Here is a 20,058-nt window from a genome sequence, read left to right as displayed (position 1 = left end):
ACGTGCCCGGTAAGTCACGGTGAGGGTCGGCCCTCACCGTGGCGCGCCTTACCTGCCTTTGAGCTTCATATACGATTGGTGCAAGTCCTGCGCCCAGCCGTCGATAACACCCTTCACATCATCCGCCCTCATCACCTGCGCGTCATTCGACAGGGGTTTGCCGGTGCCCTTGCGCACCACCTGGGCGAGCACCTTGCCGCTGGCGCCGTCGAGAAACTGCGCTTCAGTGCCCAGTGTGGTTTCCTGATCACGAATACCGGTGCCGGTACTCACCGCCGCGGCAACCAGCGCAACAGGAATGTATTCATACGGTTTGAGGCTTTCGGTCTTGCTGCTGACGGCGGTGATCGCCGCGCGCACCACTATCACTCCAGGGCCTGGAGCATTGGCCAGCGGCAACGATTTGGCCAGTTCCCGCTGCAGCGCCTGGCTGTAGTAGGCGTTGATGCCATTGAGCGTGCTGTCCGGAATCTTCGTGGTGGCCTGCGGCCTGGGGTAAAACTGGGTCGGCTCGATGAACACCGCTTTGTAGTTGTTAAGGTTCAGACCGGGGTCAACCCAGCGCATGACATCTGCGCCTGAAGGCGACTTGGCCTCTCTGAGCTGGCTGTAGTCCGACAGGAAACCGGAGTATTCGTCCGGCTGAGTCACCTTGCCGGCACAGCCGGCCATGGCGAGTGAGGCAACGCACAGCGTGCTGATCATGAGCCTTTTCATCATTGAACTCCCTGGCGATCGTCATCGAAACACTGAGTGGTAGGTATAGCCAACTTTGTCGAACCACCCACTATTTCGTGCCGTGCGTTGGGGGGCGCCTGGAACTGCACCGGTCATTTGGCGGGTAACTGCCTCTGACGAATCTGTCACCGATGGGTAAGGTGTGGCGACATTCCTTGTCCGGAGCATCGCATGCGCACCATCGGCCTGATCGGCGGCATGAGCTGGGAGTCCAGCGCCGAGTATTACCGCATCATCAACCAGCGCGTGCGCGATCAACTTGGCCCGCTGCGCTCGGCGCAATTGCTGATGTACAGCGTGGATTTCGGCCCGGTGGAACAGGCCCAGCATGCCGGGCGCTGGGATGATACGGCGCTGATCCTCGAAGACGCCGCGCGCCGCCTGCAAGCCGGTGGCGCCGAGTGTGTGGTGCTGTGTACCAACACCATGCATTTGGTAGCGCCGCGCATTGAGGCGGCGGTGTCGATTCCCTTCCTGCATATCGCCGACGCCGCCGGTGCGGCCGCCGTGGAAGCCGGAACGCTCACCGTAGGTTTGCTGGGCACCGCGTTCACCATGGAGCAGGATTTTTTGACGTCACGCCTGACCGCCCAGGGCTTGACCGTGCTGGTGCCTGACGCCGAAGAGCGCCAGGCCGTGCACCGGATCATCTATGACGAATTGTGTGTAGGTGTGATCAGCGAGACGTCACGCAAGGTCTATCAGCGGGTGATCGAATCCCTGGCGGCCCGTGGTGCGCAGGCGATCATTCTGGGGTGTACGGAAATCGGCCTGCTGATCAAGCCGGAACACAGCGAACTACCGCTTTTGGACACCACCGAGCTGCATGCGCAGGCTGCGGTGGCGTTTGCTCTCAAGGGTTAAACCGGTTTGCGCAGGCGCGCCATGCTCACGGTGTCGACGTATTGGCCATCACGCACGGCGTAGTCGCGCAACCGGCCTTCGGCTTCGAAGGTGTGCACGGCCGGTTCGTTGTAGAGCGCTGGATGACGGTGTGAGGTTCAGGTGGATGGATTGTGTTTCATCTCATGAAACAGATGGTCACTTCAGGGACAAAACCTCCGCGATTGCGCCCCGCCCTCCCTGCTACTGCCGGCCCGAAAGGGCCTGGAAAAAAAACTTCAGCGTTTTTCGGACGTTGCTGCATACCATATCCACGCCCTCCTGCAGCCTCAATCAGCCGTCACTGCAATACTCGACAGCCTCCAGTTACAACCAGAGCCTGTCTGTACAAATGATGAAAAAAACGTTGATTGTAAGATGTATGTGTGTGGCGCTTTTTATGGCTGTCGGTGCCTGTGCGACGAAACCACAGTCTCGATTGGGCGTTAAATGGAAGCCTGATTGCGAGGGACGGTCCATCCCGAAGTTGCCACTCGAGTTTTCCGCCAGGATTCAGTGCGGCATCGTCACCGTGCCGCTGGATCATTTCGATCCTGCACGCGGCACCCTTGACCTCGATATCACGCGTATCGAAGCCCTGCAGCCGAAAAAGCGTGAGGGCGCAATTTTTACCAACGATGGAGAGCCGGGCGACGATGCCAGTTGGGGCGCCGTCTATCTTGCGTGGGTTTGGACACCTGATGCTGAAGAAACAAGAACCGAAGGCTATCGGCATCTCGCCAACCACTATGACGTGATCGGCATAACCCTACGGGGTGCGGGCAGTACGCCCAGCTCTCAATTGGTGTGCCAATCCAGTGAGGTGATTGTTGCGCAAAACGACATCACCGAAGACCGCAGCCCTGCCAACATCAAGGCGATACAACACAACGTCGGCGTGTTGGCCCGAGGCTGCGCCAGCCAGCCGTTGGCGCCTTACATCAACACAGAGCAAGCTGCGCGTGACATGGAGTTCGTCCGCATTCATCTCAAGGAAGAAAAAGTCAATTATCTCGGTTATTCCTATGGCGCGTGGCTGGGCGCCTGGTACGCAGGGTTATTTCCAGAGAGTGTCGGCCGCATGGTGCTGGACTCAGGCATGCACTGGACCTCTACATTCCAGAATGCTTCGTTGGCGCAGGCTCCGGAAAAGGAGCGAATCTTCGCTCGGTTTGTCGAAAACGTAACGGCTGCCAACCCGCACGCTTACAAAATGGTTGATGATCCAGAGTCGATACGTGAGATCTTCCAGGGGCTGCTGCCGGAGGTAAAGGTGGCCCTGCGCTCAATTACCGACGAATTCAGTTATGCCTATTACCTGATGGCTGCCAAAGCGCTCAGTGACTGGTCGCGTAATTCTGCAGACCTAAGCGACGCCCAATTGCAGGCAAAAGCGAAGGCCTATCGGTTCAGCCCGGACGCCAACACTGAGAAGGCCGCACAACTGGCATTTACTCACCTCCTTCATATCGTGCGCAATCCTGCGCCCTGGAATGACATCGCCCCCGGCGCCTTGAAACTCACGGCCCAGCAGTCTGTGCGCAGTACACTGATATGCAACGACTCGGCATCGTCAGGTGACGCATTCTGGATTGAAAAGGAAAACCAATACGCTACGCAGTATCCGGTGGGTGGCAGTTTTTTCCCGGCCCGACATTGCGCGGCGTGGCCTGCTAAACAATTGACCGGAGTACCACAACGAAACCTCGCGCAAGTAGACAGTATTCTGATGATTCAAGCCGAATACGACGATCGATCGCCTGCCGCCAGTACCATCGCCGCGTTCCAGAGCCTGCCCAATACCTATTTGGCAGTGTTCAAAGACGTTTATCGGCATGAAATTTCTTTTTCCAGTGACAACAACAGTTGCATGAACGACAAGGTAGTTGACTACCTGGCGTACGGGCGAAAGCCTGAGCGAATTTCGACGTGCACTGCCTCAAGCGACAGTCAGTAACGCAATTGCGCAGCGACGCTCAAGGCGCAGCGCCACAACCGCGCAGTATCTGCCGCACGCTCACGCAACAACCGTGGTGCTTCGCTACATGCCTGCTCCAGGCTCATCGGGCCGGATGGCAACGCAAAAGCGGCGTCCACTCCGTGGGCGTACATTTGCTCGTAACCGTCACCCAATGTGCCGGCAATCACGATGACCGGCACGTTATGTGTCTGCGCGATGCGCGCCACGCCGAACGGGGTTTTGCCGCGCAAGGTCTGGGCGTCGAAACGGCCTTCACCGGTAATCACCAGGTCAGCGCCGCGTACGGCGGCGTCCAGCCCAACCAGCTCGGCCACAACCTCCACGCCCGCGCGGAACTGCGCGCCCAGAAACGCCTTGGCCGCAAAGCCCAGGCCGCCGGCCGCACCGCTGCCGGGTTCGTCGCGTACGTCTTTGGGTAGCACCTGGGCGCAATGGTCGGCGAAGTGGCGGAGGGCCGCATCCAGCTGTTGGACCTGCTCGGGATTGGCGCCTTTTTGCGGGCCGAAAATCGCCGAGGCGCCATGGGGGCCGCACAGCGGGTTATTGACGTCGGCGGCGATTTCGAACCGCACCTGAGCCAAACGTGAATCGAGCTGCTCAAGGTCGACACGTGCAAGACGCGACAGGGCCAGACCGCCCGGTGGCAATGGTTGACCCTGCGTGTCGAACAGTTGCACGCCGAGGGCTTGCATCGCCCCTGCCCCGCCATCGTTGGTGGCGCTGCCGCCGATCGCCAGGATGATGCGCCGAGCGCCTAGATCCAGCGCTGCGCGGATCAACTCGCCGGTGCCGAACGTGCTGCTGGAGCAGGCGTCGCGCTGGCCCGGCGGTACCAATTGCAGGCCGCTGGCTTCAGCCATTTCAATGATCGCGGTGTGGCTGTCGGCCAGCCAGCCCCAGCGCGCCTGAACCGTACCGCCCAACGGCCCACGCACGGTTTGGCGGCGCAGCTCGCCGTTGCACGCGGCAAGCACCGAATCCACCGTACCTTCGCCCCCATCCGCCATAGGGCACTGAATCAACTGTGCATCCGGCCACACCTGCGCCAGGCCTTCGGCGATGGCACGGGCAACGCCTTCGGCACTCAGGCTGTCCTTGAACGAGTCGGGGGCGATGATGATTTTCATGGGCTTTCTCCGGTTTTTATAACGCCCATGCTGCCAGTTGGCTTCGGCAATGACGCCGGTCCGATGCACAAGTGCGCATCAGGTTTGTTGTTCATTCCGACAAAGCCTGGGGCAACAGCTGCACGCCGAGGTAGAGCGCAAGCATGCCGTCCAGGGTTAAAGGGTCGACGCCGCTCAGCTCCGCGATGCGCTCCATGCGGTAGCGCAAGCTGTTGCGGTGGATGCCCAGGGCGTCGGCACACGCCTGGCTTTGACCGTCGTGTTCGCACCAACTGCGCAAGGTGGTGAGCAGTTGGCCGTTGCCGTCTTTGGCCAGTACTTTGCGCAACGGGTTGAGCAATTCGTCGAGAGCATCATCGTTTCGATGGCGCCAGAGCATCACGGGCAGGCGGTAGCGGTTCAGGGTCAGCAGCCGTGAGCCGGGCAGAATGTCACGGCCGTAGGCCAGCAAGTCGCCCACCCGGCGATAACAGCGCCGCAACCCGGCCAGGCCATCCGCCTGCCCGCCAACCGCCACGCGCAGAATGTTCCAGCCAAGGCCGGCGAGTTTTTCCAGCAGCTTGGGGTTATCGACCTGCATCGCTGACGGGCGGCACCACAGCAGGGAATACTGCGCCGAACTCACACACCAGCTGTCGGGATAGCGGCTGGAGAGCCAGGCGCTCAAAGCCTCCGCCGACTGCCCGGCGCCCAGTTCAAACAGGTAGGGCGTGCGCGCCAGGTGCGGTTTGAGCCCCAGTTGCTGCGCTTCGTCGACCAGGCGCGGTGAGTCGCCGCTCTCGGCCAGCAGCAGCGCGAGCAAATCATCACAGCGCTGGCGCCGCCATTGTTGCTCGACTTGCTGGTGGCGATGGCTGACGAGCATTTCGGCGGTCATGCGCACCAATTGCGCGTAAGTGCGCAGCAATTCGGGCTCGCCGGTGATGCCCAGCACACCGATCAGGCGCTGGTCGTGCATCAACGGCAAGTTGATGCCGGGTTGCACGCCCTTGAGGTGCTTGGCGGTCTGGCCGTCGATTTCCACCACGCGCCCGTTAGCCAGCACCAGTTGCGCACCCTCGTGACGGGTGTTGATGCGTTCAGGCTCGCCGCTGCCGAGGATCAGCCCCTGGCTGTCCATGACATTGACGTTGTAGGGCAGGATGGCCATGGTGCGATCGACAATATCCTGCGCCAGGTCATGATCGAGCTCGAACATGAAGCTAACTTCCTTAAAAGGCGGGGTTGGTCATCGGCACAGCGTAAATCATGCTTCACTGTGCGCGAGCACAAAGACAGCGCCCTGCAAGGTGGCCGAGACTCATCGGGCGATCAACGTTACCCTCGCATCGCGAAAAATCATAATAAAGAGAGACTGCCATGTCACAGAGCGCCGCTGCCACACTGGCCACCGATGACGATAAAAACGCCATCTACAAGCGCATTACCCTGCGCCTGATCCCCTTCATTTTCATCTGCTATCTGTTCAACTACCTTGACCGGGTAAACGTCGGCTTTGCCAAGTTGCAGATGCTCGACGCCTTGAAATTCAGTGAAACCGTCTACGGCCTGGGGGCCGGGATTTTTTTTATCGGCTACGTGTTGTGTGGCGTACCGAGCAACCTGGCGTTGACCAAATTCGGCCCACGGCGCTGGATTGCCTTGATGATGATCGTGTGGGGCACGCTCTCCACCTGCCTCTTGTTCGTCACCACACCGACACATTTCTACACCTTGCGCCTGCTCACCGGTGCGGCGGAAGCGGGCTTCTTCCCGGGCGTGGTGCTGTACCTCTCGCAGTGGTTTCCGACCTTCCGCCGTGGGCGGATCATGGCGTTGTTCATGTCGGCGATTCCGGTGTCCGGCCTGCTCGGCAGCCCGTTTTCCGGCTGGATCCTCAACCACTTCGCCGCCGGCCAGCACGGTCTGGCGGGTTGGCAGTGGATGTTTCTGCTGCAGGGCATTCCTACCGTCATCCTCGGCGCCCTCGCCTACTTCCTGCTCAGCGACAGTTTTGCCCACGCCAAGTGGCTCAAGCCCCACGAGCGGGCGGTGCTGGAAGCTGACCAGGCGATGGACCTGGCCAACAAGCCGAAAACCACCAGCGACTCCCTTGCCGAAGTGTTCAAGAACCCGGCCATCTGGGCCTTCGGCCTGATCTACTTCTGCATCCAGAGTGGCGTGTATGCCATCAACTTCTGGCTGCCGTCGATCATCAAGAACCTGGGCTTCAGCGATAACCTGGTGATTGGCTGGCTCAGTGCGATTCCTTATCTGCTGGCGGCCGTGTTCATGTTGCTGGTGGGGCGCTCGGCGGACTTGCGCAAGGAGCGTCGCTGGCACTTGGTGGTGCCCATGCTGATGGGCGCCATTGGCCTGGTGATCGCGGTGAACTTCGCCACCACCCCGGCGATTGCGATTCTCGGCCTGACCCTAGCCACGATGGGCGCCCTCACAGGCCTGCCGATGTTCTGGCCGGTGCCCACGGCCCTGCTCAGCGCTGGCGCGGCGGCAGGTGGTCTGGCACTGATCAACTCCATGGGGCAGATGGCCGGTTTCCTCAGCCCGTACATTGTCGGCTTTGTGAAGGATGCGACCGGCTCCACGGACGTGGCGCTGTATCTGCTGGCGGCGGTAATTGTGGCCGGTAGCGTGTTGGCGCTGCGCATGACCCGTACCTTGAAGGTGTAACACGAGCAATGTGAGGCTTGCCTGCGAAGGCGGTGGCACTGCCAACTAATGTGCCGACTGACCCACCGCCTTCGCAGCCTCGCTAAAGCTCGACAGCTCCCACAGGGAACCGCGTCCATCCGTTGAAATGCGGTCGAATGTGGGAGCTGGCTTGCCTGCGAAGACGGCGGCACTGCCAACAAACATGCCGCCTGCCTCACCGCCATCGCAGCCTCGTTAAAGCTCGACAGCGCACACATTTTTCTCAGTGTTTACAACAGGCCGCCGCCGTCGATGTCGATGATGGCGCCGGTGATAAAACCATTCTCCATGGCCAGCACATAGCCGGCCGCCACTTCCTCTGCTTGCCCCACGCGACCTACCGGCAACGCCCCGCCCGCCTTGGCATACATGGCTTGGCGCTGGTCTTCAGCCAACCCGGCATACGCCGGAGTATCGATCACCCCCGGGCTGATCACGTTGACCCGCCGCGGCGCCAGCTCCTTCGCCAGTTGCTTGCCGAGCGCTTCGGTGGCGGCATTGATGCCGGTCTTGATGAACTGGCCAGGCACGCATTTACGGCCCAACTGGCCTGACGTCAGGCTGATGCTGCCGTCTTCGGCGAGAAACGGTAACGCCAGCTGAATCGCTCGCAATGAGCCCCAGAGCTTCACGTTGAAGTTGTCCTGAGCCTCGGCCAAGTCGGTTTCGATCAGCGGTTTGGCGCGTACAGAAGGGCCGGAGGTGTACACCAAGTGGTCGAAGCGCCCTACCGTCTCGAACAAACGCTGCAACGAGGCGCTGTCGGTGGCGTCGACCGGCTCGCTGCGCACGCCGTTTTCAACTCCTGAAGCCAAACGGCGTCCGGCCAGTACCACCTGCGCGCCACGCGCTGCCGCCGCCTTGGCCACCGCCGCACCAATGCCACTGCTGCCGCCGATCACGATGACGGTTTTACCGCTGAGGGAAGCTGTCATGAGAGGAACCCTATTGAGAAAGTGAGTGTTCATCTTCCCAGCTTGGCAATCGGCGAAAAATCCCGGCAAAACGACAAGATCTTTAAAGGATTTTTACAAATGAGCTCGATTCTGGATCTGGAAGTGTTTGTGCGCACCGCAGACACGGGAAGTCTTTCCGCCGCGGCCCGCGGGCTCGGCCTGACGCCCGCCGCCGCGAGCATTGCCCTCAAACGCCTGGAAACCCGCCTGGGCATGCGCTTGCTCGCCCGCTCCACGCGCAGCATGCGCCTTACCGAAGAAGGCCGGCGCTACCTCGACAGCGTGCGCATCGCGCTGGAAGCCCTGTCAGAAGGCGAACACGCCATCAAGCAACAAGGGCAAAGCCTCAGCGGCTTGCTGCAGTTGGCGGCACCGTCGGACTTCGGGCGCAATGTGCTGCTCGGCTGGCTGGATGAGTTCAAGCTTGAGCACCCGAATATCCGCCTGCAACTGCTGCTCAACGACAGCAATGCCGACCTGTTTCGCGACACCGTGGATATTGCCCTGCGCTTTGGCGTGCCGAGGGACTCAAGCCTGGTGGCGCTTCCGGTGGTGCCGGGCCATCACCGCATCCCTTGCGCCAGCCCCGACTACCTGGCGCGGCATGGCACGCCGCAAACGCCGGCGGATCTGGCACACCACAGCACGCTGCGCTACATGCGTCGCGGGCAGGCCAACAGCACCTGGTATTTCCGTCAGGGCGCGCTGTTGCAGGAGGTCGAGATCAGCGGCGATTACCTGAGCGACGACGGCGAAATCGTGCGCCGCTGGGCGTTGGCCGGGCATGGCATCGCCTACAAAGCCCATCTGGATGTGGCCCGTGATATCAAGGCCGGGCGGCTGGTTCCCCTGCTGCCGGGCTGGCAAGGCGAACCCACCCCGTTCAACCTGATGTGCCCCCATCGCCTGCAGGTGTCGGAGCGGGTGAAAGTGCTGCACGGATTTTTACAGGCGCGCTGTGAGGCCTTGCTGCATGAATGAAGAAATCGTCACAGGGGTTGTTCCAGAGCGGTTCAGTCTGGTATTGCATAGCTCACGTTTCCCAGCTTCGAGGAGCTTTGCATGATTTATCGCACATTGGGCCAGTCCGGTTTGAAGGTCAGCGCGCTGACCCTGGGTACCATGATGTTCGGCGAGCAGACCAATACCGAAGACTCGCTGCGCATCATGGACAAGGCCTGGGACCAGGGCATCAATTTCATCGACACTGCCGACGTTTACACCGGCGGGCGCTCGGAAGAAATCGTCGGCGAGGCGATTGCCCGTCATCGTGAGGACTGGGTGGTGGCCTCCAAGGTTGCCATCGGCCCCACCGACGGCCTGCCCAACCGCAACGGCCTGAGCCGAAAGCGCATCTTCAATGCGCTGGAAGCCAGCCTGACCCGGCTGGACACCGACTACCTGGACATCTATTACCTGCACCGCGAAGACCACGACACACCGCTGGAAGTCACGGTGTCGGCAATCGGCGACCTGATCCGGCAGGGCAAAATCCGTTATTGGGGGGTGTCTAACTACCGTGGCTGGCGCATCGCTGAAATCATCCGCGTGGCCGAGCGCCTGGGTGTGGACCGCCCGGTTATCAGCCAGCCGCTGTACAACATTGTCAACCGTCAGGCCGAGGTCGAGCAGATCACCGCTGCGGCTGCTTACGGCCTGGGCGTGGTGCCTTACAGCCCGTTGGCCCGTGGCGTGCTCAGCGGCAAATATGCGCCGGATGTAACCCCCGAAGCCGGCAGCCGTGCGGCACGCCAGGACAAGCGCATTCTGGAAACCGAATGGCGCGTTGAATCGCTGCGCATCGCCCAGCAGATCCAGCAGTACACCCAAGGCCGTGGCGTGGGGATTGTGGAGTTTGCGATTGCCTGGGTGCTGAACAACGCGGCGGTGAGTTCGACCATTGTCGGGCCGCGTACCGAGGCGCAGTGGGATGCCTACACCGGCGCACTGGATGTGAAGATTACGACCGACGATGAGGCATTTATTGATTCGCTGGTAACGCCGGGGCATTCGTCTACACCGGGGTTCAATGATGTGGGCCATTTTGTGTCCGGGCGTCACCCTCGCACCTGAACCATGACGAGCGGGTTCATTGTGGCTGGCAGGCTTGTTGTGGCAAGCCCGCTCGCCATTACAAGCCCTTTGGCCACACAAAAGGTGCAAATCGGCTCGCGAGCGTAATTTTCCACAAATACGCCCCAAAACAGCGCAACGTTCCCCCGCCAAAACCACCATAATCCACACTCTTCTGAATCAATCGTTTCTCGTGAGGACAGTGTGTCTAAAGGTGTTGTGTTATCGGTCCTGGCCTCGGTGTTGTTTGCCGTGATGTATTACTTCACATCATTGTTGACGCCACTGAGCGGTCTGGAAATTTTCGGCTGGCGCATGCTGCTGACCGTGCCGTGCATGACGGTCTTCATGATTGTCAGCGGCGAATGGCGGCGCGTGTGGGAGCTGACAAGAATGCTCGCAGGCAAGCCGCGCCTGATCGGCGGTGTGCTGTTGTCATCGGCCTTGCTGGGTGTGCAGTTGTGGTTATTTATGTGGGCACCGCTCAATGGCCGTAGCCTGGACGTGTCGGTGGGGTACTTCCTGCTGCCTCTGACGATGGTGCTGACCGGACGGCTGGTATACGGCGAACGCTTGTCGCGTTTGCAGCAAATCGCGGTGTTTTTCGCGGCGCTCGGCGTATTGAATGAGCTGTATCAGGCCGGCGGCTTTTCCTGGGCCACCCTGGTGGTGATCATCGGTTATCCGATCTACTTCGTTGTGCGCAAATACCTGACCACCGACCACTTGGGCGGCCTGTGGCTGGACATGGCGCTGATGCTGCCGGTGGCCTGGTGGTTCGTGCAACACGGCGAACAAGGCTTTGCAGTGATGGATATCCATCCGAAACTGTATGCGTTGATTCCTATGCTCGGCGTGATCAGTGCGTCGGCGCTGGTGAGTTACATCGTGGCCAGCCGTTTGCTGCCTTTCAGCCTGTTTGGGCTGCTCAGCTACGTCGAACCCGTGCTGCTGCTGGCGGTAGCGTTGATCCTGGGGGAAGGCATCAAGGGTGGCCAGTGGCTGACCTACATTCCGATCTGGCTGGCGGTGATGGTGCTGGTGTACGAAGGTTTCAAACATTTGGTGCGTCAACGCAAGGCCTGAGTTTGCGGCAATAAAAAGCCCGGCCGAAGCCGGGCTTTTTTGTACTCAGTCGGCGGTCAGCACACCTCGACGCACCTGGTCACGTTCAATCGATTCGAACAAGGCCTTGAAGTTGCCCTCGCCGAACCCATCGTCACCCTTGCGCTGGATGAATTCGAAGAACACCGGGCCCATCAGGGTTTCCGAGAAGATCTGCAGCAGCAGGCGCTTGTCGCCTTCGATCGAGGAACCGTCGAGCAGAATCCCGCGCGCCTGCAGTTGGTCCACCGGCTCGCCGTGGTTTGGCAGGCGGCCTTCGAGCATTTCGTAGTAGGTGTCCGGTGGCGCGGTCATAAAGCGCATACCGATCTTCTTCAACGCATCCCAGGTCTTGACCAGGTCTTCGGTGAGGAACGCCACGTGCTGGATGCCTTCGCCGTTGAACTGCATCAGGAACTCTTCGATCTGCCCTGCGCCCTTGGACGATTCTTCGTTCAGCGGGATGCGGATCATGCCATCCGGGGCGCTCATGGCCTTGGAGGTCAAGCCGGTGTACTCGCCCTTGATGTCGAAATAGCGCGCTTCACGGAAGTTGAACAGTTTCTCGTAGAAGTTGGCCCAGTACACCATGCGCCCGCGATAGACGTTATGGGTCAGGTGGTCGATGACCTTGAGGCCGGCGCCCACGGGGTTGCGCTCAACGCCTTCGAGGTAGACAAAGTCGATGTCGTAGATCGAGCTGCCTTCGCCGAAACGGTCGATCAGGTACAGCGGCGCGCCACCGATGCCTTTGATCGCCGGCAGGTTCAATTCCATGGGGCCGGTCTGGATATGGATCGGCTGGGCGCCCAGCTCCAGCGCACGGTTGTAGGCCTTTTGCGAATCCTTGACGCGAAACGCCATGCCGCACACCGACGGGCCGTGTTCGGCCGCAAAGTAGGACGCGAGGCTGTCGGGCTCGTTGTTGAGGATCAGGTTGATCTCGCCCTGACGGTACAGATGCACGTTCTTGGAGCGGTGGGTTGCGACTTTGGTGAAGCCCATGATCTCGAAGATCGGCTCCAGAGTGCCGGGGGTTGGCGATGCGAATTCGATGAATTCAAAGCCCATCAGGCCCATTGGGTTTTCGTATTGGTCGGCCATTTTGGCGCCTCATTCCTGTAGTCAATAAAGTGTTATTTACGGGCAAGGATGAGGTTGCGGGGTGGCGCACAGGACAGGCCTCGCACGCTGCGGGCGAGGAAGTCACCGAAAATGAGGGGGGAGCCGAGTAGCTTCATGGTGTCATCAGTCTCTGACGGCCGAGGCTTGCGTGAGCGCAAGTCCATATTCTTGTATGCGTAAATCGATTCTACACAGCGTAACAGCGTTTGTCCGTACTCTTATCAAATCCCCATTGCCCTGGCCCGTGCAAGGGGTTTGTTGCACTGGTAGATGCCCAGCAGAATCAGGACACCGCCCAGTAACATGGGCACCGTGAGTGGCTCTCCCAGCAGAGCGGCGCCACAGACGACGGCGGTCAGCGGATTCAGGGCGATAAACACGCCCGCCCGGGTCGCCCCGATGCGGCGGATGCCGTCATACCAAAGAATGTAGGCCACAGCGGAACCCAATACGCCCAGATAAAGCAGGCTCAACCATTGTGGCCATTCAATCGCTTGCACGGCAGCAAGGGTTAACCGGCCACTCAGGGCAGTGGTCATCGCCAGCATCAATGTGCCCAGCAGGATTGACCACGTGACTGTCTGCAATGCGCCCAACGTTTGATTGAGGCCGCGAGAAAACAGCGAGTAGGCACCCCACCCCGCCACACACCCGAAAATCAGCAAATCGCCCAGCCAGGCATTGGCAGTGCCGTCCAGCAGTTGGGGGTTGCGACTGACGATAACGACCCCCGCACCGGCGAGGCATAGGCCGATGCCCAGCCATTTGAATGCTCCCAAGCGTTCCTTGAACACCCACCACGAAGCCAGTGCGATGGCGGCGGGGTTCAGCGCCACGATCAACGAAGCGCGTGAGGCATTGGTGTACTGCAGCCCGTAGAAAAAACACAGGTTGTAGAAGTAGATGCCGCAGAAACCCAGCATCGCCAGTTGTAACAGTTGGCGGGCGCTGGGCCGCACCAGGCGCACCCGCGCCAGAGCCATGAATACCAGCAGTGCCGCGCTGGCCAGCATAAAGCGCAAGGTTGCGGCCAGCAGCGGGTCTACGCTTGCGGCCAGGTAGCGGCCGGCGACGAAGGTCGCGCCCCAGATCATGGTGACTGCGGCAAGCTTTATATAGGTCAAATGGTCACGGGAAGACGTCATGGATGGGGCTCATTGGCGGCGGGATTGACGTATCCTGATGTTCATGACTGATCATCGTAAAATGAGCCAATACTCATGACTCTTACACAGCTGGAGATCTTTTCGCAGGTGGCCGAGCTGCAAGGTTTCACCAGCGCGGCTCACCGCCTGGGAATCACCCAATCGGCGGTGTCTCATGCCATCAAAGCCCTTGAGCAGGACTGGGTGTCGAATTGTTTCGCCGGCATCAGTCTCAAGTCGAACTCAGTGATATTGGCCAGCAATTGCTGGTGCGCGCACGCACCTTGCTGGGGGTGGCCAATACCATGCAGCAGGAAGCCTCCGATGCCAGAGGCATGAAGCGCGGCACGCTGCGCATCGGCTCTTTCGGCCCGACGTCATCGAATCGTTTGCTGCCACCTATTCTCAAAGCTTTCCGCCACAGGCATCCCGGCATTGAAGTTCACGTGGATGAAGGCCCCGACCGCCAGGTCGTCCAGTGGCTCGAGGAACGCCGAATTGACGTTGGGTTTGTCGTGTTGGAACAGGAACGTTTCGACACCGTTGCACTGTTCAAAGACCAGATGGTCGCCCTGTTGCCCGCCGCGCATGCCCTCTGCGCCAAACCTGACGTGACGTTACAGGCATTGTGCGACGACCCGTTCATCCTCACGGAAGCCGGCTCGCTGGAGCTCGTCTCGCGCTTGTTCAGTACGGCGCGGCTGACACCGAATGTGCGTTATCGCTGCTCGCAACTGCTCAGCACCCTGGAAGCGGTGAGCCGGGGCGATGGCGTCAGCGTGGTGGCCCAGGCCTCGTTGCCGCAAACCCCGGACCCGCGCTATCAAGTGCGTCCGCTGTCGCCTCCGGTCAGTCGTGAAATCGGACTGGCCGTGCTGGATCTGCGTGAGTCAACCCCGGCGACCCTGGCGTTTATCAAATTGGCGCAACGCATTGATTTTTAGCCGTGCAGGCTAACCAATCGGCCAGGTACGGCAAGCTTATTTCCTGCGGGCCATCTATCATCGAATCATCTGGCTGGCCCTTCGGCGTTCTCCCACCCTGCAACAGGCCGTTATTCCTATGCCCCTGACCGTCAACGGCCCGCGAAAACGCGCCACCCGCTATTTGATCACCACCCTCAGCGGCCTGCTGCCGTTCGCGCTGGGCGTGGTTATCCTGCACTGGCAGGCCGAACGAACCCTGCAACAGAGCACTTCGCAAACGGCCCGGGAAGCGGTGCGTCAGTTCGATCTGATGCTCAACAATACCGCCCTCGCCGCCCAGGCATTGCTGCCGCTGGCCGGCCAACCCTGCGACAACGGTGCCCAACTGGCACTGCGCGAACAGGTGACACGCCGACCTTTTGTGCGAGCAACAACGCTGTCCTGGCAAAAGAACATCTATTGCAGCTCGCTGTTTGGCGACCATTACCAATCGCCGGTCAACCCTGACGATTACGTGGATGGCAAGCTGTGGTTAATGAACGGCAACCCGGTGACGCCGGACACGGCGCTGCTGGTTTATCGCCTGGTTGAAGGCGACAAGGCGGCGTTCGCCTCCATCGACGGCTACCACTTGACCAACGCATTGCGCCTGATCAGTCGGTATGCGCACTTGGTTCTGCAAGTCGGCCCCAACTGGCTGGATGCCGATGGCAAGGTGCACTACACGGCGGTGCCGGCGTTCCCTGTGGCGCATCATCGCCTGATATCCGAGCGCTATCACTACAGCGTCGAAGCCGGCATGCCCGCTGGTGAGGTGTGGCGGTATATGGAGGCCCGCTACCCGGCGCTGTTCAGCCTGCTGGTATTTTTTGGCGTGCTGGCGGCGGTTCTGGCGCACTGGCTGCAAAAGCGCTCATCTGCACCGACTCACGAATTGCAGCGTGCATTGGGCGCCAATGAGTTCATCCCCTATTTCCAGCCGGTGGTGCGCGGCGACACCCGAGAATGGGCCGGCTGTGAAGTGTTGATGCGCTGGCAGCATCCCAAGGAAGGCCTGGTACGCCCTGACCTGTTTATCCCTCTGGCTGAACATTCCGGGCTGATCGTGCCGATGACCCGCGCCTTGCTGCGCAAGACGGCTGCTCAACTGGCGCCGCATGCTTCGCGCTTCGCGCCAGGCTTTCATATCGGCGTGAACATCACCGCTCGCCATTGCCAGGACCTCGCCCTGGTCGATGACTGCCGCGAATTTCTGGCGGCCTTTGCCCCCGGCCAGGTCACGCTGGTACTGGAGTTGACGGAACGCGAGCTGATCGAGCCGACCGACATCACCCGCCAGTTGTTCGAAGCCCTGCACCAGTTGGGTGTGATGATCGCCATTGATGACTTCGGCACCGGTCATTCCAGCCTGGGTTACTTGCGCAACTTCAATGTGGACTACTTGAAGATTGACCAAAGTTTTGTCGCCATGATCGGCGCTGACGCACTCTCGCGGCATATTCTGGACAGCATCATAGAACTGTCCGGCAAGCTGGACCTGGGCATTGTGGCCGAGGGCGTCGAAACACCCGAGCAATGCGAATATCTTGCAACACAAGGGGTGGCTTTCTTGCAGGGTTACCTGTTTGGCCGGCCGTTACCCTGTGCCGAGTTCATTCAATCTTTGAGCAGCCATTGAATAGCCATCTACCGCGGGTGATGAAATATCTTGTTTAGTCAAAAGACGTGATTTACTCGTGGCGCATTAACTACTACAATTTTTCGTGCCTGAGCAGACTCGCAGAACGGCCTCTTTTTTTGAGTTAACTTATAAGCGACTGGCTTATAGCTTTGTCTGCAGTTGATATCAGCAAACACCATTATTGGAGTACAGATTTTGTCCAGACTCGCCGAATTTCGCGCAGCAGAAAAAGCCCTTCAAGAGCAGCTGGCCCAGCTGGAGTCCTTGAAGAACGACGCCGGCCTGAAGAAGGAAATCGAATTCGAAGAAAAGCTTCAAGCGCTGATGAAAAGCTACGGCAAAGGCCTGCGCGACATCATCTCGATCCTTGATCCAAACCCTGGCAAGGCCGGTGCTTCGGCTGCCGCCGCTCCGAAACAGCGTCGCGCGCGCGTGGTCAAGGTTTACCACAACCCGCACACCGGCGAGCTGATCGAGACCAAAGGCGGCAACCACCGCGGCCTGAAAGCCTGGAAAGAACAGTACGGCGCCGCCACTGTAGATTCCTGGCTTCGCGGCTGATCAAAACGCACTAATAAAAAGCCCCGCATCTGCGGGGCTTTTTTTGTTCAGGGTTCGAAAACGAACTTAACTAACATTTCACTTTGTTCAAAAGCGAGGGTGCTGACACACTCAAAGTTTAAGGCTGTCACGCACAGCACTCACTTCGTCTTTGCTGGCTTCGTAGGCATCGGCCTGGCCGGCGTATGAAAAAACATACGCTTTATCCGCATCAACAGCGCCCACCAATGTTTGTGACAACACATGGCGCCCGTTCTCGGTAATCACGCAAGTAGTTTCCAGCGCGTCGAGCTGACTTAACGTCGCGGGATGCATCTTGCTGCACACGCTTTGATATCCGCCACCGGCAAAATCTTTCTGAATGGACTTGCGCATCTCCAGCAACACACCCTGAAGATTAACTTTATGCCCGGCTTCAATCGGTGTGCCGGTCAACTCCATGACCATCACGGTATTGCCATTTTCATCGTTCTTGATTGCGCGCTGCCGTGACACCACCTGAGTCACAGCCGGCGCCTCGCCGTCAGGCACAACTTCTTCGACTTGCCAGCCACTGGGCCAATGAATTTCCGGGTCGGCCGCCCACACAAACGGGCTGCCCAGCAACACACATACGGCACTCAACAGCGGCTTACGAAATTCAATCATTGCAAGAAATACCCAAGGTTCAAGCGACAAAGTTTGAGCCGGAGCACCCGCCAGTCGCAAGGCCTGTGTGACCTTTTTCATTTGGCGCGGCGGGCGGGCCTTGCGTATCATGGCCTGGCTGCATGGACGCTTGCCGCAAGCCAACGGACCGCGCCGCTTTTTCACGTCGCGTTTGCCCCATTTTTTTCTGGAGGGCCCATGAGCCTGCACGAACTGAACACCTTCCCGGGCGTCACCGCCCAGCCTGACACCGCTACCACGAACTTTGTGTTCAACCACACCATGTTGCGGGTCAAGGACATTACCAAGTCGCTGGATTTCTACACCCGCGTACTGGGTTTCTCCCTGGTTGAAAAGCGCGACTTCCCGGAAGCCGAATTCAGCCTCTACTTCCTGGCCCTGGTGGACAAGGCGCAGATCCCTGCCGATGCCGCCGAGCGCACCCAGTGGATGAAATCGATCCCCGGCATCCTGGAACTGACCCACAACCATGGCACCGAAAACGATGCCGACTTCGCCTACCACAACGGCAACACCGACCCGCGCGGTTTCGGCCATATCTGCATTTCGGTGCCGGATATCGTCGCGGCATGCGAACGTTTCGAAGCGTTGGGTTGCGACTTTCAGAAGCGCCTGACCGATGGCCGCATGAAAAGCCTGGCGTTCATCAAGGACCCGGACGCGTACTGGGTTGAAATTATCCAGCCGGCGCCGCTGTAACGAAAAAACCCCATGATGACTCATGGGGTTTTTCATTTCCGGTCCTGCATTTACGCCGGGGCGGAAGTCCGAATCAGGTGATCGAAGGCGCTCAGGGAAGCCTTGGCGCCCTCGCCCACTGCAATCACGATCTGCTTGTATGGCACCGTGGTCACGTCACCGGCAGCAAACACGCCGGGCAGCGACGTTTCGCCACGCGCGTCGACAATGATCTCGCCGCGCGGTGTCAGTTCAACGGTGCCTTTGAGCCAATCAGTGTTGGGCAGCAAGCCGATCTGTACAAAGATGCCTTCCAGATCGATCGTCTTGAACTCGCCACTGTCGCGATCCTTGTACGCCAGGCCGGTGACTTTCTGGCCATCGCCTTTCACTTCACTGGTCAGCGCGCTGGTGATCACGTCAACGTTCGGCAGGCTGTAGAGCTTGCGTTGCAGCACGGCGTCGGCACGCAGCTTGCTGTCAAACTCCAGCAAGGTGACGTGGCTGACGATACCGGCCAGGTCGATGGCCGCTTCAACGCCGGAGTTACCGCCGCCGATCACCGCCACACGTTTGCCCTTGAACAGCGGGCCATCGCAGTGTGGGCAGAAGCACACACCCTTGGCCTTGTATTCCTGCTCGCCCGGCACACCCATTTCGCGCCAGCGGGCACCGGTGGCCAGAATCACGGTCTTGGATTTGAGCGTCGCACCACTTTCGAAGCGAATCTCGTGCAAATCACCGGCGTTTTTCGCCGGAATCAAGCTGCTGGCGCGCTGCAGGTTCATGATGTCCACGTCGTATTGACGCACGTGAGCTTCAAGGGCGCTGGCCAGTTTCGGCCCTTCGGTTTCCTGCACCGAAATAAAGTTTTCGATGGACATGGTGTCCAGCACCTGGCCACCAAAACGTTCCGCGGCAACACCGGTGCGAATGCCTTTACGGGCAGCGTAGATGGCCGCCGACGAACCCGCTGGGCCGCCACCGACAACCAGCACATCAAACGCGTTTTTGGCGCTGATTTTCTCGGCGGCTTTTTCGATGCCGCTGGTGTCGAGCTTGGCGAGGATTTCTTCCAGGCCCATACGGCCCTGGCCGAAGTTCACACCGTTAAGGTAAACACTCGGTACCGCCATGACCTGGCGCTCATCGACTTCAGCCTGAAACAGCGCACCATCGATAGCAACGTGGCGGATATTGGGGTTAAGCACGGCCATCAGGTTCAGCGCCTGGACCACGTCCGGGCAGTTCTGGCAGGACAGCGAGAAGTACGTCTCGAAGCTGAACTCGCCTTTAAGGGCGCGGATTTGTTCAATCACTTCGACACTGGCCTTCGACGGGTGGCCACCGACTTGCAGCAAGGCCAGCACCAGCGAAGTAAATTCATGACCCATGGGAATGCCGGCAAAACGCAGGCTGATCTCGGCACCCGGGCGGTTGATGGAGAACGATGGCTTGCGCGCATCATTGCCATCGGTTTTCAGGGTAATCAGCGTGGTGAGGCTGGTCACGTCCTGCAAAAGGGCAAGCATTTCCTGGGATTTCGCGCCGTCGTCGAGGGAGGCGACGATCTCGATCGGCTGGGTGACCCGTTCCAGGTATGACTTCAACTGAGCTTTAAGATTGGCGTCCAACATACGGGCGATTTCCTGTTCATTCGGTTTATTGCAGACAAAAAAACGCCCGAGCGAATCTCGCCCGGGCGTTTTTGAGGGCGGTTG

The 20,058-nt window shown here is 59.6% G+C and carries 17 protein-coding genes and 2 pseudogenes; 10 read left to right on the top strand and 9 right to left on the bottom strand.

Features of this window, described 5'->3' with window-relative positions; all coding sequences use genetic code 11:
* Positions 1 to 48: 48 nt before the first annotated feature.
* A complete protein-coding gene (locus ATI14_RS22715; RefSeq protein WP_016974434.1) occupies positions 49 to 720 on the bottom strand; it encodes a DUF3313 domain-containing protein in 672 nt (223 codons plus the stop codon).
* Positions 721 to 909: 189 nt separating this feature from the next.
* Here ATI14_RS22715 and ATI14_RS22710 point away from each other — a divergent pair, with 189 nt between their 5' ends.
* On the top strand, positions 910 to 1,602 hold the full coding sequence (locus tag ATI14_RS22710; RefSeq protein WP_016974433.1) for an aspartate/glutamate racemase family protein: 693 nt from the start codon (positions 910 to 912) through the stop codon (positions 1,600 to 1,602).
* On the opposite strand, the pseudogene ATI14_RS22705 reads toward ATI14_RS22710, so the two are convergent.
* Positions 1,599 to 1,691, bottom strand: a pseudogene (locus ATI14_RS22705) (GNAT family N-acetyltransferase); the annotation flags it as partial. The gene ATI14_RS22710 and the pseudogene ATI14_RS22705 overlap by 4 nt on opposite strands.
* A 329-nt stretch (positions 1,692 to 2,020) precedes the next feature.
* Between ATI14_RS22705 and ATI14_RS22700 the strand changes: the two are divergent.
* Positions 2,021 to 3,577, top strand: coding sequence for an alpha/beta fold hydrolase (locus tag ATI14_RS22700; RefSeq protein WP_170290406.1), 1,557 nt, complete (start codon positions 2,021 to 2,023; stop codon positions 3,575 to 3,577).
* On the opposite strand, the gene ATI14_RS22695 is transcribed toward ATI14_RS22700, so the two are convergent.
* Positions 3,571 to 4,728: a glycerate kinase gene (locus ATI14_RS22695; protein WP_016969618.1), complete on the bottom strand. Its 1,158-nt coding sequence runs from the start codon at positions 4,726 to 4,728 to the stop codon at positions 3,571 to 3,573. The two genes, ATI14_RS22700 and ATI14_RS22695, sit on opposite strands and share 7 nt — an antisense overlap.
* A gap of 91 nt (positions 4,729 to 4,819) precedes the next feature.
* Entirely contained in the window at positions 4,820 to 5,926 is a 1,107-nt protein-coding gene (locus ATI14_RS22690) for a sugar diacid recognition domain-containing protein (protein ID WP_016969617.1), read from the bottom strand.
* A 161-nt stretch (positions 5,927 to 6,087) separates the two neighbouring features.
* On the opposite strand from ATI14_RS22690, the gene ATI14_RS22685 reads away from it, so the two are divergent.
* Complete coding sequence (locus tag ATI14_RS22685; RefSeq protein ID WP_016969616.1) at positions 6,088 to 7,398, top strand: MFS transporter; 1,311 nt, start codon at positions 6,088 to 6,090, stop codon at positions 7,396 to 7,398.
* A gap of 251 nt (positions 7,399 to 7,649) precedes the next feature.
* Here the strand turns inward: ATI14_RS22685 and ATI14_RS22680 are convergent, their stop codons facing one another.
* On the bottom strand, positions 7,650 to 8,354 hold the full coding sequence (locus tag ATI14_RS22680; RefSeq protein WP_016969615.1) for an SDR family oxidoreductase: 705 nt from the start codon (positions 8,352 to 8,354) through the stop codon (positions 7,650 to 7,652).
* A 99-nt stretch (positions 8,355 to 8,453) separates the two neighbouring features.
* Between ATI14_RS22680 and ATI14_RS22675 the strand changes: the two genes are divergently transcribed.
* The 3 genes from ATI14_RS22675 to rarD all read left to right on the top strand — a co-directional run bounded on the left by ATI14_RS22675 (position 8,454) and on the right by rarD (position 11,534).
* Entirely contained in the window at positions 8,454 to 9,356 is a 903-nt protein-coding gene (locus tag ATI14_RS22675; RefSeq protein ID WP_016969614.1) for a LysR family transcriptional regulator, read from the top strand.
* An 81-nt stretch (positions 9,357 to 9,437) separates the two neighbouring features.
* Positions 9,438 to 10,448: an aldo/keto reductase gene (locus tag ATI14_RS22670; protein ID WP_016969613.1), complete on the top strand. Its 1,011-nt coding sequence runs from the start codon at positions 9,438 to 9,440 to the stop codon at positions 10,446 to 10,448.
* Between the two features lie 204 nt (positions 10,449 to 10,652).
* Positions 10,653 to 11,534, top strand: a complete 882-nt coding sequence (rarD, locus tag ATI14_RS22665; protein WP_016969612.1) for an EamA family transporter RarD — start codon at positions 10,653 to 10,655, stop codon at positions 11,532 to 11,534.
* A gap of 45 nt (positions 11,535 to 11,579) precedes the next feature.
* Here rarD and hppD read toward each other — a convergent pair whose 3' ends face one another.
* Together hppD and ATI14_RS22655 are read right to left on the bottom strand one after the other, a co-directional pair.
* Positions 11,580 to 12,656 (bottom strand): 4-hydroxyphenylpyruvate dioxygenase, encoded by a 1,077-nt coding sequence (gene hppD, locus ATI14_RS22660; RefSeq protein ID WP_016969611.1) that lies wholly within the window; start codon positions 12,654 to 12,656, stop codon positions 11,580 to 11,582.
* 242 nt (positions 12,657 to 12,898) lie between these two features.
* A complete protein-coding gene (locus tag ATI14_RS22655; protein WP_016969610.1) occupies positions 12,899 to 13,822 on the bottom strand; it encodes a DMT family transporter in 924 nt (307 codons plus the stop codon).
* A 75-nt stretch (positions 13,823 to 13,897) separates the two neighbouring features.
* Here ATI14_RS22655 and ATI14_RS22650 point away from each other — a divergent pair.
* The 3 genes and pseudogenes from ATI14_RS22650 to ATI14_RS22640 all read left to right on the top strand — a co-directional run bounded on the left by ATI14_RS22650 (position 13,898) and on the right by ATI14_RS22640 (position 16,990).
* A pseudogene (locus ATI14_RS22650) lies at positions 13,898 to 14,766 on the top strand (LysR family transcriptional regulator).
* Positions 14,767 to 14,884: 118 nt separating this feature from the next.
* Complete coding sequence (locus ATI14_RS22645; RefSeq protein WP_080520447.1) at positions 14,885 to 16,426, top strand: EAL domain-containing protein; 1,542 nt, start codon at positions 14,885 to 14,887, stop codon at positions 16,424 to 16,426.
* A gap of 198 nt (positions 16,427 to 16,624) precedes the next feature.
* The gene (locus ATI14_RS22640) at positions 16,625 to 16,990 is read left to right on the top strand and encodes a histone-like nucleoid-structuring protein, MvaT/MvaU family (protein ID WP_016969607.1); all 366 of its coding nucleotides are present in this window, start codon (positions 16,625 to 16,627) and stop codon (positions 16,988 to 16,990) included.
* Positions 16,991 to 17,101: 111 nt separating this feature from the next.
* Here the strand turns inward: ATI14_RS22640 and ATI14_RS22635 are convergent, their stop codons facing one another.
* Positions 17,102 to 17,638 carry a DUF4946 domain-containing protein gene (locus ATI14_RS22635; protein ID WP_016969606.1) on the bottom strand — a complete coding sequence of 179 codons (537 nt, stop codon included), beginning with the start codon at positions 17,636 to 17,638 and terminating at the stop codon, positions 17,102 to 17,104.
* Positions 17,639 to 17,836: 198 nt separating this feature from the next.
* Here ATI14_RS22635 and gloA point away from each other — a divergent pair, with 198 nt between their 5' ends.
* Entirely contained in the window at positions 17,837 to 18,358 is a 522-nt protein-coding gene (gloA, locus tag ATI14_RS22630; RefSeq protein ID WP_016969604.1) for a lactoylglutathione lyase, read from the top strand.
* A 50-nt stretch (positions 18,359 to 18,408) separates the two neighbouring features.
* On the opposite strand, the gene ahpF is transcribed toward gloA, so the two are convergent.
* Positions 18,409 to 19,974 carry an alkyl hydroperoxide reductase subunit F gene (gene ahpF, locus ATI14_RS22625; RefSeq protein ID WP_016969603.1) on the bottom strand — a complete coding sequence of 522 codons (1,566 nt, stop codon included), beginning with the start codon at positions 19,972 to 19,974 and terminating at the stop codon, positions 18,409 to 18,411.
* Between the last annotated feature and the right edge of the window lie 84 nt (positions 19,975 to 20,058).

This window comes from Pseudomonas tolaasii NCPPB 2192 (genome assembly GCF_002813445.1).
In the GTDB taxonomy this organism is placed as follows: Bacteria; Pseudomonadota; Gammaproteobacteria; order Pseudomonadales; family Pseudomonadaceae; genus Aquipseudomonas; species Aquipseudomonas tolaasii.
This window is presented reverse-complemented; position numbering and strand designations above follow the sequence as displayed.